Annotated in this window: 14 protein-coding genes; all 14 read right to left on the reverse strand. The window is 25.3% G+C overall.

Going from position 1 to position 13,593, the window contains the following annotated elements:
* Positions 1-34: 34 nt before the first annotated feature.
* The gene (locus tag ACXX89_RS02135) at positions 35-760 is read right to left on the reverse strand and encodes a class I SAM-dependent methyltransferase (protein ID WP_458557493.1); all 726 of its coding nucleotides are present in this window, start codon (positions 758-760) and stop codon (positions 35-37) included.
* Positions 747-2,288: an LppA-related lipoprotein gene (locus ACXX89_RS02140; protein ID WP_458557494.1), complete on the reverse strand. Its 1,542-nt coding sequence runs from the start codon at positions 2,286-2,288 to the stop codon at positions 747-749. The genes ACXX89_RS02135 and ACXX89_RS02140 overlap by 14 nt, the downstream gene beginning before the upstream one ends.
* A gap of 63 nt (positions 2,289-2,351) precedes the next feature.
* A complete protein-coding gene (locus ACXX89_RS02145; RefSeq protein ID WP_458557495.1) occupies positions 2,352-3,284 on the reverse strand; it encodes an ABC transporter permease in 933 nt (310 codons plus the stop codon).
* A gap of 1 nt (position 3,285) precedes the next feature.
* A complete protein-coding gene (locus ACXX89_RS02150) occupies positions 3,286-5,184 on the reverse strand; it encodes an ABC transporter permease subunit (RefSeq protein WP_458557496.1) in 1,899 nt (632 codons plus the stop codon).
* Positions 5,177-6,733 carry an ABC transporter ATP-binding protein gene (locus tag ACXX89_RS02155; RefSeq protein ID WP_458557497.1) on the reverse strand — a complete coding sequence of 519 codons (1,557 nt, stop codon included), beginning with the start codon at positions 6,731-6,733 and terminating at the stop codon, positions 5,177-5,179. Before ACXX89_RS02155 ends, ACXX89_RS02150 begins: the two co-directional genes overlap by 8 nt.
* Before the next feature lie 113 nt (positions 6,734-6,846).
* Complete coding sequence (locus ACXX89_RS02160) at positions 6,847-8,430, reverse strand: BMP family ABC transporter substrate-binding protein (RefSeq protein ID WP_458557498.1); 1,584 nt, start codon at positions 8,428-8,430, stop codon at positions 6,847-6,849.
* 182 nt (positions 8,431-8,612) lie between these two features.
* Complete coding sequence (gene nusG / locus ACXX89_RS02165) at positions 8,613-9,194, reverse strand: transcription termination/antitermination protein NusG (protein ID WP_458557499.1); 582 nt, start codon at positions 9,192-9,194, stop codon at positions 8,613-8,615.
* A gap of 3 nt (positions 9,195-9,197) precedes the next feature.
* Positions 9,198-9,410, reverse strand: a complete 213-nt coding sequence (secE, locus tag ACXX89_RS02170) for a preprotein translocase subunit SecE (RefSeq protein ID WP_458557500.1) — start codon at positions 9,408-9,410, stop codon at positions 9,198-9,200.
* Positions 9,410-9,553: a 50S ribosomal protein L33 gene (gene rpmG, locus ACXX89_RS02175; RefSeq protein ID WP_436358942.1), complete on the reverse strand. Its 144-nt coding sequence runs from the start codon at positions 9,551-9,553 to the stop codon at positions 9,410-9,412. Before rpmG ends, secE begins: the two co-directional genes overlap by 1 nt.
* A gap of 29 nt (positions 9,554-9,582) precedes the next feature.
* A complete protein-coding gene (locus tag ACXX89_RS02180; RefSeq protein WP_458557501.1) occupies positions 9,583-10,092 on the reverse strand; it encodes a hypothetical protein in 510 nt (169 codons plus the stop codon).
* Positions 10,093-10,105: 13 nt separating this feature from the next.
* A complete protein-coding gene (rlmB, locus tag ACXX89_RS02185) occupies positions 10,106-10,789 on the reverse strand; it encodes a 23S rRNA (guanosine(2251)-2'-O)-methyltransferase RlmB (protein ID WP_458557502.1) in 684 nt (227 codons plus the stop codon).
* 47 nt (positions 10,790-10,836) lie between these two features.
* Positions 10,837-12,042, reverse strand: a complete 1,206-nt coding sequence (gene cysS / locus ACXX89_RS02190) for a cysteine--tRNA ligase (protein ID WP_458557503.1) — start codon at positions 12,040-12,042, stop codon at positions 10,837-10,839.
* A 1-nt stretch (position 12,043) separates the two neighbouring features.
* On the reverse strand, positions 12,044-12,751 hold the full coding sequence (locus ACXX89_RS02195) for a M48 metallopeptidase family protein (protein ID WP_458557504.1): 708 nt from the start codon (positions 12,749-12,751) through the stop codon (positions 12,044-12,046).
* 3 nt (positions 12,752-12,754) lie between these two features.
* Complete coding sequence (locus tag ACXX89_RS02200) at positions 12,755-13,435, reverse strand: nuclease-related domain-containing protein (protein ID WP_458557505.1); 681 nt, start codon at positions 13,433-13,435, stop codon at positions 12,755-12,757.
* Positions 13,436-13,593: the final 158 nt, after the last annotated feature.

Genomic DNA, 13,593 nt, shown 5'->3' on the forward strand with positions numbered 1-13,593 from the left:
TTTTTTTTATAAATTAAAATAAGGACTCCTATCCTTATTTTTTTACTATTCAAAAATTTGTATTGTCTGAAATTTCTAAAATTTTTTTACTTTCTTTAAAATGTTCATCGCGACTTATGATATCTAAAATTTCAAAATTTTGATTTTCAAGAATTGTTTTTAATTCATTTTTAGAATATAAATGTAAAAAATCACAAATTTTATCTTCATTTTTGAAAATAAAATCACCATATTTTTCAAATCTAAATTCCTTTTTACATTCTTCTATAAAGTTTTTATAATATTCTAAATATTCTACTTCTTCTCTATCGTGACAAGAAAAAATGAATATTCCCTTTTCTTTTAAAACTCTAAATACTTCTTTTAAAGCGTTTATTCTGGATTTTTCACTTGGTATTCCAGGTCAACCATTAAAGGAAAATAAAACATAATCAAAAGAATTATCTTTAAAAGATAATCTTGATGCATCTTCAACTTTAAATTCAATATTATATTTTTTGGATAAATTGATTTCTTTTGCTTTTTCGATCATATTTTGTGAAATATCAATGGCAACTATATTTTGATAACCAAGTTCATAAAGAGCAAATGTTGTTCTACCAACACCACAACCTAAATCTAAAATTTTTAATTCTTTATTTGGAAAATATTTATCAATTAAAAATTTTTCCGATTCTCACAATCCTATTTCTTGAAAGTCTTTTTTATATCTTTCAACTGTTTTGCTTTCTTGAAAAACTTTTTTATTATTTAAGTTCATTTAAATTAAATTCAATTAAGTCTTTTGTTCAGTGTATTTCTTGATCTGAAAAAGTAATAGATCTTAAGTCATTAATAGAACTAGAAACAAAAGGAAAAATCTTTAATTCAAGTTGCATTATTATTTTATTTTCTTCAGAGTTAGTTTCTTTAAATACATAAAAATCAACATTTTCAATAATCTCTTTTGTAATTGATGTTATAAAAGGATATATTGAAGTTTTATCTTTTCTTGCTATAAACTTAGTTGCTCTTGGTAAATTATCTCAGTTGTTATAGATTTTTTCTTTTTCTTGATCATAAACAGCAATTAACAATTTATTAAATATAGCATTTTTTAGTGTATCTTTTTCTTGGTTTGTAATAGAAAGTGTTATTTTTTGTTTTTCATTAGTTATATTCATATTACTAATGCTATTTTCAATTTTGGATTTTAGTTTATACTTATTAATTATTTCTATTGCTTCATTTTCAAGTAAATAAACTGAAAATGGATTAGAAATTAAATTACCATTTTGATCTTTTGCAAATTTTCTAAATCCTGAAAATTCAAAATATTTATGATAAGAATCAGTAACTCCTGTATTATTATCAATTTGCTTGATAGAGACTTCAACTTGCATAGTCCCTTCTAAATCATTAGCAGATACCCCAACAACTTCATAATTATATTTTGGTTTAGTTGAATCTTCGTGTTTTTCAAAAAATAAAGCACTTAATGAAGGATTTAAAACAATATTTTTGTCTTTGAAAAGTTGTTTTAAATTTTCTTTATTTCCAGATCCTAAATATTCATAATTTAAAGTAAAATCATCGCTTGTTGATGAATTTTGCAATTCTCTAAAACTATCAATATTTGAATTATATTGCAGCATTGAAGCAACTAAAGAAGCAAATAGTTTTATTACGCTTGAGCCATTTAAATCTTTTTTTGTTAAAAAGTTTTCTCTTTCATCAACTGTATTTGTTGAATTAGTTTTAAATCCTTGTAAAGATATGGCGATGTTTTTATCTTGATGATTTTTAATAAAAATTAAAACTAAATCACTAATTTTTCCTGCTGAATTATTAATTTTATCTACATTTGGAAAAATAACTCTTATCTTATATTCTTCTTGTAATTCTCATTTAATTGAAATGTTTTGAGCAATTAAATCAGGAGCATCTTTATATTTATAATAAAAAGAAAGTGCATCTAATTGTTTATTTCTTTCTGTTACTTCTAGTGTTGTTGGAAAATCTTTTAAAGATGCAAAAACATCTGTATTTTGCTGTTTATTGTCGTTTTCATCGTTGTTTAAAGTGTTATTAGAAGAATTATTATTTCCTGCTTGTGTATTGGAATTTGTATTTGTTGAAGTATTTATATTTTCACTTGGATTTGTGATTTTTGGTTGTTCCGGTTTTATTGAATCTTCATTTGTTGTTTTTTCAGTTTTATTTTGTCCACATGCTACTAAAGATAAAGTAATAGGCGATAAAACTATAAATGATTTTCAAAATTTAAAATGATTTTTATTTTTTTTCATAATTATTATTTTATCACTTTTAAAGTAATAAAAAAGCAAACCATTTTTTGGCTTGCTTTAAATTTAACGTTTTGATTTGTCATATGGTTGTCCAACTGCAGCTGGAGCAATAGCTCTTTTCGATGTAAATATTAAAATAAATATTGTAATCAAGAATGGTGTAGCTGTAATTAAGAAACCATATTGACTTGCAGCTGCTAACACTCCTGTGCTTGATGCTTGTAATGTTAAAGCTGTTCCGTAAATTAATGAGAAGATTATAGTTACAAAGAAGATTCATGATGTTCTTCATCTACCCATAATTAAAATAGTAAGAGCTAAGAATCCAAATCCACCAGCATTTCCTGTAAAACTAATTCCTTTTCATTGATAGAAGATTCCTCCTCCAAGTCCTGCAAGTAATCCAGAAATAATTAATCCTTGTCATTTGTAGAAATTAACATTAATTCCAGCAACATCTGCTGCTTGTGGATTTTCTCCGATAGCTTTTAGTCTTAAACCTCATTTTGTTTTATTTAATGTTATTAGTGCAACAAGAAATATAACTAATATTAAAACTAATTTAAGAGAAACAATATTTTTGAGATTTGCGAATGAATCTTGAGATCATGCTAATTCTTGTGTATATTGCGGGAATTTATTAGCATCTCCAAAAGTTCTTAAGAAAAAAATACTTAATGCAGGAGCTAATAAGTTTATTGCAACCCCTGAAATAATATGATCTCCTTTTAATTTAATGGTAACAAAACCATGCAATAATGCAAATAAAGCGGTTGCCAATGAAGAAATTATTAATAATGGTATTTGCATTCAAGCACTTTCTACTTTAAATAAATAATTAAGTAATCCATAAACAGTAGCACCAATTATTAACATCCCTTCAATTCCGATATTAACAATTCCAACTCTTTCACTGAACATTCCAGAAAGTGCTGAAAAACCAAGAATAACAAACAGTAAAACTGATGAAACTAAAATTATTGAAAATATTGCCATTTTATATTACCTCAATTCTAATTCATTTGTGTTCGTTTTTCATATTTTGAACAATTAAATCTTTTTCTTTGGTGTATTGAGCTTTTAATTCAACTCTATTTGCCTTGTATTGGTCTTTTAAAACTTTTAAGTCATAAAAACCAAGTTCAGAAAGTTGTTTGTTAATTTCTCTTCTTTTTTCAGATAATTCTCTAAATAACTCAATTTTTTGCTCTTCATTAATGTCTTTTTGATTCATAGCTTTTTTAAAAAAATCAGATTTAAGTTCATTTTGAAGAACTTTTCATTGTATTTTGTTTGGTTCGTTTGTTAATTCGATTATTTTAACAGATAATTTATTGTTTTTTCTCATGATTTTTTTACTAAATCAATATGCTTTAAATATACTAATTTTATGTTCTTTTGATAAATTGGATAATTTATTTAAAAATCTTGTATTAATTAATAATTCTTTTTCAAGATGTTTAATATATTCATTAATTGTAGCATTTTTACTTAATGGGTTGTTATTTTTAAAGTTTATAAATTCTTGAATATATTCTGCTTTTGCTTTTTTAAATACATAAGGTTTTTCTTTATGTAAATTTTGCAAGTGTTTAATATAATCATTTAAAATTTCTAATCTTTTACTTCATAACTCAATTGTTTCTGAAGAATTATTTTTATTTTTTATTTGTTTTTTGATTTTTGATCTTAGTTGTTTATATTCATAAATTTTTCTATTTTCATGATAGAAATAATGGCTTTTAACTAAGAAAACAAATTTAATAAATTTAGAAACTGGTTTAAATTTAAAGAAAATTACAGCGATAGCAGCAAAATAAATGATTAGTCCTGAAATCATTTGAACAGCTTGTGCATCTAATTTTGGATTTAAAATTTGAATATTATCTGAACCAACTGTTAAAAGTGAATAGAATATTGCTGTAAAAATAATTCCTATAGGTGAATTATAAGCAAGCAAGGAAACTGCTATTGCATCAAATCCTAAAGGTTCGGGAGATGAAAGTATAGGTAGATTTTGTCTTGAGAAAACAAATCAAAGAAATCCTGCTATTCCTGCTAAAACTGCTGAAACGCTTAAAATAGATATAATTAATAATTTTTCATTTGTTCCAGAATATTTAGAAGCATTTTTGTTAAATCCAGTCATTTTAATTTTATAACCAATAGGTGTTTTTTTGATTATAAATCAAACTGTTATAGCAAAAATAAATGATAGTCCTAATAAAATTCCTGCAAATGCTTGTGAATTAAAGAAATCATTTTCAAAAATTATTTTTTTAGATATTGGTAAATCTGTTAAACCTGGAGGTAAAGTAAAAGGAAGACCTTGAATTTTCCCAACAAGTAATTGATAAGCAATATAGTAAATAATTCAATTTAATAAAATTGTTGAAATAACTTCATTTATGTTAAAGAATGCTTTTAGTAATCCAGCAATCATCCCTACAAAAACTGCTGCAACTAATCCTGCTAAAAGTCCAACTATTAAATGTCATCCTTTAACAACTATTTCGGTATTACTGGTTGAACCTAAATAACTTACCACAACAAAACAAACAAGACCTGAAGCCATCATTTGCCCTGGTATTCCTATATTAAACATCGATGCTTTAAATCCAATACCAACAGCAACCGATGCAAATATAAATACTGAAATAGTAATTAAGAATCTATAAATAAACTCTTCTTTTAACGAAGAATTTATAATTTGGTAATAAATTTCAAACGGATTAGAACCTAAAGATGCAATAAAGATAGAAGCGATTATCATTCCAAAGAATAATGCTCATAAAGAACTAAATATTTTCTTTCTTGCATTTGTATTATCTTCTTCAAAAAAGAAGTTTGAAAATCTTTTAAATAAAGATATTTTCTTTTCTTCTACTTTATTCATTTTGTACTCCCGCCATTAATAATCCTATTTCGTTTCTTGTAATATTTTTTACATCTCTTTTGTCTGAAACTTTTCCTTTGTTAATAACTACAACAGAATCTGCTAAAGCAAAAATTTCATCTAATTCATAAGATATTAGTAAAATAGTTTTACCTGCTGCTTTTTCTTGTAGTATTTTGTTATGAATAATGTTAATTGCTCCAACATCTAATCCACGAGTTGGTTGAACAATGATAATAAAATCGTGTTCAGTTAACATCTCACGACCAACAATTGCTTTTTGTTGGTTTCCACCTGATAATGATCTAGCTTTGGATTTTCCATCTCTTCCACCACGAACATCATATTCAGTTTGTATTTCTTTATAAAAATTGTGAATTTTTTTAGTTGATAAAATTCCTAAATTTTTGAATGATTTATCTTTTAGTCTTCTAATTATTGAATTATCTCCAATTGTAAAATCTAAAACTAAACCATATTTATGTCTATCACCTGGAATATATGAAATTCCTTCTTCTTTCTTTTTACTTACAGACATATGAGTGATATCTTTTTCAAGAATTTGACCTTTTTCATCTTCTTTATAAAGGATAACGTTACCATGTGAAGGTTTTAACATCCCTGAAGCAACAAATTCAATTTCTTCTTGTCCGTTACCTTCAACTCCAGCAATTGCTAGAATTTCACCTTTATTGATTGTAAATGAAACGTCTTGAATTCCTTTTAGATGTTTGGCACTAACGTTTCTAAACTCAAAACCAACTTGAGTAAAGTTATTTTCAGTGTTGTTTTTTGGCATTACTACTTTTTTACCAACCATTGCTTCTGAAATTTCTGAAATTGAAACATTTTTTAAAGAATTAAAGTGTCCAACAACTTCTCCGTGTCTAATAACGGTTGCTTCATCAGAAACTGATTTAACTTCATTTAATTTATGAGAAATAAAAATAATTGTTTTTCCATTTTCTCTAAATATTTTCATTGTTTCTAATAAACCTTCTATTTCTTGTGGGTTTAGAACCGCAGTAGGTTCATCAAACACAAGAATTTCAGCATCACGGTAAAGCATTTTCATAATTTCTACTTTTTGTTGTGTAGAAACAGTAGCATCACCTGTTTTTTGATTTAAATCAAAATTTAAATTATATTTTTTTTGTATAGTTTGTATTTTTTGAATTGCTAATTTTTTATCTAAAAAACCTCTATGTGTAAATTCATCGCCTAAAATAATGTTTTCTAAATTAGTATATGCATCAACGAGTTTAAAATGTTGATGAACCATACCAATTCCTAAATCATTAGCTTGGTTAGGATCTTTAATATACATACTGTGTCCATTTATTTTGATTTGACCACTAGTAGGTGTATAAAGACCGAATAGAATTGACATTAAAGTACTTTTTCCAGCACCATTTTCACCAATTAAAGCGTGAATGGTACCTTTTTTGATCTTAATATTAATGTTCTTATTGGCAATTATAGTTCCAAATTCTTTTGTAACATTAATAAATTCAATTGCATTTTCTACTTTATTAACTGTATTTTCCATTTTTCTCTTTCCTATATAATTTTAACAAATAAACAAATAAAAAAATAACATAAAAGTTATTTTTTTATTTTAATCTAATTGTTATAGTAGATTATTGGATTGTTTTAATAAGATTATGAACCTTGGTGTGCTGTGTTATTAGCAGGTTGAGAAGCAGCGATACTTCCTTGTGATTGATTTCCTTCTCCACTTGTACTTGAAGTTGGAGTAGTAGGAGTTCCTGAACCTGGTTGAGTTGCTGCTCCATCAGTTTGTCCAGAAGCATTTTGTGTTCCGGTTGTTGAACCAGTTGCATTCCCTCCAGAAGGATTTTGTGGGTTGTTATTTGCCCCCCCCTGTGATGTTCCTGCTCCAGATGCTGGTGGAGTAGGTTGTTCTGTTGTTGCTGCTTTTCCTGTTTGTTTGTTAATTTCTGCAGCTAATTTATCTAATTCAGTTTGGTTAGTTGCTGCTCCTGCTGGATCCATTACTGGAATGCTTAAAAGAGTTTTAGCAGTTGCTTTATGTTCTTTTTTAACAAGTTCTTTGAATTTTGCTGCTGCTTTGTCTAATGAAGCATCTGCTGCAGCTTTGTCGCTAATTTGTGATTTTGCTAATCCAACAAAATCATCTCAGTATCCTAATTTAACATGAGCATTTTTTGTTCCTTCAGCAAATGTTGAAATAATATCTGAAGATGCTCCTTTTTTAGTAAATAAGTCAGCTAATACTCTAAATAAGGTATTTCCAATTCTTTTTTCAATTGATGTAAAGAATAATGTTTTTGAAGCTTCAAAAGTTAATGATTGGTCTGTATCCACACCAATTACAAATTGACCTTTATTTGATTTTTGGATTTGATCAATAGTTGTAGAAGTTAAACTTCCAGCTACTGGTAAAACAACTTTTGGTGTTCCTGTTGTTACTACTGTATTAACTTTTGGTGTTGATGTTGAATCTGCTTTAAATCCTGTATCTAAAGTTAATGTATCTGCTGTTAATTTTGTAACTTTAGGATTATTAGCATTGTAGTATTTAATTCCTGTTAAGTATCCTGCAATAAAGTCAGTAACTCCAGCTCCTAATCCTCCACCAAATGCTGCAACTTTTCTTTTTGCATCATCAGTTTCTTTAGTTGAGAAGTAATCTGCTGTTGCATAACCTGCAATTCATCCTGCTTCATCTGTATTGTAGTTTAATGAAATAAATCTACCTGATGGTAATTCAGAATCTTGTAAATCTCAGTCAATTGCAATAACAATAATTCCTTTTTGGTTAAATTTATCTTTATTTACTTTATATCAGTTTGAAAAAGCACCTGATTGTTGGAATCCAGTTAATACTCAAACATTAGAATCAGTTGTTAATAATGAATTGTAACTTTTTTCTAAGTTAGATGAATCTCCTAATACATATTTATTAGCTTTTGATTCTGTTTGGAATGATAATTGAGAAATTGCTTCTCAAGCTGATTGGTTAAATGATTTATCATTAACATTTCCTCCAGCTGTTAATAAAGTAATTTTCAATTCTTTAGCATTTTTATCAGCGATTGCTTTTTTGATTTCTGGAGCTTTTTGTTCTACTAATTTTTTAATACCTGAGTAATCAGTTGTATAATAATTGTTTTTATCTCCACATGAAACAACGGTTGCTAAAGTTGCAAATCCTGTTAATGTTCCACCTAGTCCTAATAATAATTTTTTACTTAATTTCATATTATTCCTTTATTTTATTATTTATTATTTTTAATATATATAATATTCACTTAATATTTGAAATTTTTCGAAAATTTGAATATCATATACATTAATTTTACCACTTTTTGAATTTTTTGCATAAAAGTGAAATAAAAAAATGCATTTTATTGAAAAAAATGCAAATTTTTTGAGTTTTTGAACTATTTTACTACTTCTAATTGTTTATGAGAAAATTTTATAGGAGTTTTTCTACCAAATATTTCAATTTCTACTCAAGAATCACCTAATCTATCATCAGTTTCTATGATTGTTCCTTCTTCGCCTTCAAAACTACCTTCAATAACTCTAACTACGACATTAGGTTTGAAAGGTGAATCAATGATTCCAGCATTGTATTTTTCTCAACCTTTTTTTTCTGCTTCAAACATTTTTTTGATTTCGCGGTTAGAAACTGGTGTTGGTTTAGCTCCTTTTCCTGATGAACCAACAAGTCCAGTAACATATTGAGTATTACGCACAATAAATCAGGCATCATCGGTCATAAGCATTTTAGCAAAAATGTAACCTTTATACAGATTCTCTGTTTTTACAACAAATGGTTCCCCTTTTATTTTTTTATCGATTTCTTTTTGAGTTAAATGTGGTACCGTAAACATTTTAATTTCTTCAAAAATACTATCTAAAAACTCTGATTTTATTCTGTTATTTAAAGACTCAATAACTTGTTCTTCTTTTCCTGATATGGTTGAAATCATATATCATTTAAAATTTTCTTTTTCCATTATTTAAAAACCTACTCCTATTGAATTTCAAATTAAAGTTGCAACGAAAGAAATAGAAACAAATAAAATTGAACAAATAACCACAAAGATAATAGTTCACATAAAATTTTTATTAGCATCTTTACCTTTTGGTCACTTAATTCTTTTTATTTCTTTAATTCAATTTCTGAAATAATATTTTTTTTCTCTTTTCTTTTTGTTTCTTTTTTCTTTCATTATTTTTCTTCCTTGTGTAAAGTTTGAGAATTGCATTTTCTGCAAAACTTGTTGATTACTAATCTGTCATCTACAGATTTATTTTTAACATAATTTTTTGACTTGCAAACTTCACAAGCTAATGCAATTTTTTCTTTAGACATAGTTTATTAATTATATATTATTTTTGCAATTATTTGAAATATTCAACTGCTTCGAGTTTTACTTTTTCTAAAAACCTTTTAATTTTAAAGGATGATGTATAGAACTGATTAGATATTTCCTTAACTGTTTTTTTATTAAGATAATATAAATTTAAGATATTTAATTCTTCATGAGAAAACTTTTTAAAAAATCTTTGACAGTCTTCTTTAAAAAGATATTCTTTTGAATTTTCTGATTCTAGTTTGGTTAAAATTTCATCTTCAAATGAAATACTAAAATTCATTATTTTAGAATTATTTTTAGTAAATGATTTAGCATAAGTCATTAATTTATTAAACAAGATAGCATAAATTACACCTTTTTTGTCTTCTTGATTATATTTCTTTGCTATTTCTGCTACTTCTAAAACGATGGATAAACCATAAATATTAATATCTTCTCAAGTTAAAGGAATGTATTTAAATTTGCTAAAAACATTTTTAGAAGCTGCGATTACTAGTTCTTTATATTTTTCTATTTCCTTTTCTGATTTGTTCATCTTTTCCTTTGTTTTACTTTAATTTAAATAAAACAATTCCGGCTGCTACTGATACATTTAGTGATTGCACAGTTCCTTTTAAAGGGATATAAATATTTTGATCACACATTTTTTCTACACTTTTAGATATCCCATTTGCTTCGGAACCTAAAATTAATGCCAGTGGATAGTTAAATGTTGTTTGATTAATATCGATGGAATTGGAACTTAAAGTTGTTCCATAAATTCAGAATTTTTTTTCTTTTAGTTTAGTTATTGTTGCACTAATAGATGCAACTTTAATAAATTTCATATTTATAAATCCGCCAGATGATACTTTTAAAACTGTTGGGGTAATATCGACAGAACGTTCTTTAGGAAAAATAATATGATTAATTCCACTGGCATTTGCTGTTCTTATTATTGCTCCGAAATTGTGTGGGTCTTGAATATGATCTAAAATTAAGATTTTTTCTGGTTTATCTTTAAATATAACATTTAAATCATGTGTTTCAATATCACTGATTTGTGCAATAAAACCTTGATGGTTTTCTTTTGTCAGATTATCTAAATATTTGTAATCTTTTTTTATAACTTTAATATCTTTTTGTACTTTGATTAACTCTTCAGGTCTTGAAGAAAAAATTTGAATTATTGGTAATTTATGTTTTATTGCATCCAATACTGAATTTTTCCCACAAATATATTTTGCCATCATTGAAACTCTCTTTTCTTCTTTCTTTTATTTATTTTTCCATTATTTGTTTATAAAATATTTTTTTCATGTAAGATTACTCTTAATTTATCTGCTTGATCGTATTTTTTCTGTTCTTTTAGTTCTTTTCATTTATAATAAATTTCTTTAATTTCTTGATCTAATTGTAAATTAACATAATTAAATCCAAGTAGTTTATAAATTTCAAATAAAGTTGCAAAGTCTTTATTTTTTTGTATTTCACTTATTTCTTTATTTGCTTGTGCAAATTTCAATTCAAGAAATAATTGCATTATTTTTTCAATCTTAGAAGTATCAATTACTAAATTACTTTTTTCTAAAAGAAATTGATAGTATGATTTAGTTAATTGTTGAATTTTATTTTTATTAGAAACAATAAGTTCATCACTTAAATCAACAGGAGTAAAAATATTAGTTGTTAAAATAATATTTCTAAAAGTGTCAGGTCCGTATAAAAAAGCAAAATCTTTTGCAAGCAAAATATTTCCTAATGATTTAGACATTTTGTAGCCATTTTTATTAATAAAACCAGCATGAATTCATTCCTTGGCAATTGCTTTATTAGTTAAAGCAAAATGCTGTGCATTTTCATTTTCATGATGAGGAAAAAGTAAATCAACACCACCAGCATGAATATTAATGGTTTTTTTATTAAAGTAATAATAAATCATTGCACAACATTCTGTATGCCATCCTGGACGCCCTTGTCCAAATTCAGAATCATATTTTATGCCTAATTCTGTATTCTTTCATAAAGAAAAATCCTGTATATTTTTCTTTTTTAAAGAAGTTTCTTCTTCGTTTTTCATATCTTCCAATTTTCGATTAGAAAGAATTCCATAATTATTTATTGTTTTAACATCAAAAAAAACATTACCTTCACTTTTATAAGCATTTTTATTATCTAATAATTCTTTAATATAATTTTTAATTCAATCTAGTTTATCTGTAATTTTTAAAATTTTAGTTGGTTTAACAACATTATAAATTTTAAATAACTTTAGATATTCTTGATAATAAAATTCACTGATTTCTTTTTCGCTTTTATTTTCTTCAATTGCTTTTTGTATGATTTTATCATCAATATCAGTGATGTTGTGAAGATAATTTATTTGGTAATTAAAGTATTTTTTAACTCTATTTAAAATATCTATAAAAACAAGAGAGCGCATATTTCCAATATGCACATGGTTATAAACTGTTGGACCACATAAATAAATATTTTCTTCTTTCATTTTATTGATATTCCTTATTGTTTAATTTTTTAGTTTTTTGGTCATAATCAGGACAGTATTTATATACTATATCTCAAAATTCTTTTGAATGATTAGGGACAAAACAATGAGCTAATTCGTGGTAAATTACTGAATCAATGATATCTTTGGAAAAAGGGGATAATGCTTCTGAAAAATAAATTTCTTTTCTAAAAATATGATTAGTACCTCAAATAGATTTTTTAACTCTTACAAATACTCTATTTTGATGTTTTATTCCCATTTCTTTTTCGATGTTTGTTAATCTCACTAATAAATATTTTAATAACTCTCTTTTTCTAATTTCTTCTATATATTCTATTACTTGCTTTTTAGTTTTTAAGAGTCTTGGTTGAAAACCAGTTCTTAAAGGAACGAATTTATATTTTCCAAAAAATAAATCAAAAAGGCAATGAATTTTTTCTCCAAATAAATAAAAATATCTATTGTCTAAATCTATATCTTTTGTAAATAAAGTAGTTATTATTTTATCTTTATATTTATTAAAAAAAGGTCTAATAAATTCTATTAATTGTTCATCATCAAGTATTTTTTCATTTTTAACTAAAATAAAATCTTTTTTTAATGCTATTTTTTGGGTATTTGAAGTAGTTACTTCTTGCTCAACTTTAATTGCTAAATTATCAATTATTAATTCTCTTGATACTTTTTGTTTTTCTTTACTTTCCATATTTTACCTACTTGTTGAAAAAGATTTTAATACTAAATAATCTTTTTTATTATTTGTTTGATATTTTTCAAAAGCTTCTTTAATAGCTTTTAGAGTTTCTGGGTTTATTCTTTCTTCTAATGAAGTGTTTATATCAAAAAGAATTTGATTGAGTTCATCTTCTAAGCAAATGATAACATAAGCTAACTCATTTTCTATTTCTAACCTTTGTGCTCTGTTTGAAAACACAATTAAAGAAAGAATAGGAAAATTTCCATCTAACATTTTTTTTATATGATAAATATGCTTATCATTTTGATAAATAGGATTAGAAATTTCAAAACTCTTATTTCCTAAGACTTTATTTAGTGTTTTTTCTGTTGAATTTCCTTTAATAACGCCATTTATTGATTTTATTTCTACAATAATAATTGCTTTGTTTGTTAATAATATTCCATCAACTTCAAACAATTGATTATCATTGTATTTATACAAACTGCTTTCTAAAAAATAAAAATTATTTTTTTCTGCTCATCTTCTTAAAAGAAAATTAATATTTTTTTCTGCTTCTAAACCTAATTGCTCCTGTTTAGATATTTTTTTAAAATATTTAAACCTTAAAAAAAGCAAAAAGAAAGTTATTAAAAGCATCAAAAACATACTTACACTAATTCCTGCAATTACTGCTATTTGCTCTTGACTCATTTTTCCCCTTTATTTTTATTTAAATTATACTATTTTGTCTTTACAAATAAAAAGAAAAAGACAAGATAAATAAATATCTTGTCTAAAAATGATTTAATATATGCATAAGTTATGCATTAAATGGAAGTGTAATAAATTTTGTGTAAAAATTTCTCAAT

The sequence above is a fragment of the Mycoplasma sp. 1012 genome, from assembly GCF_054343455.1.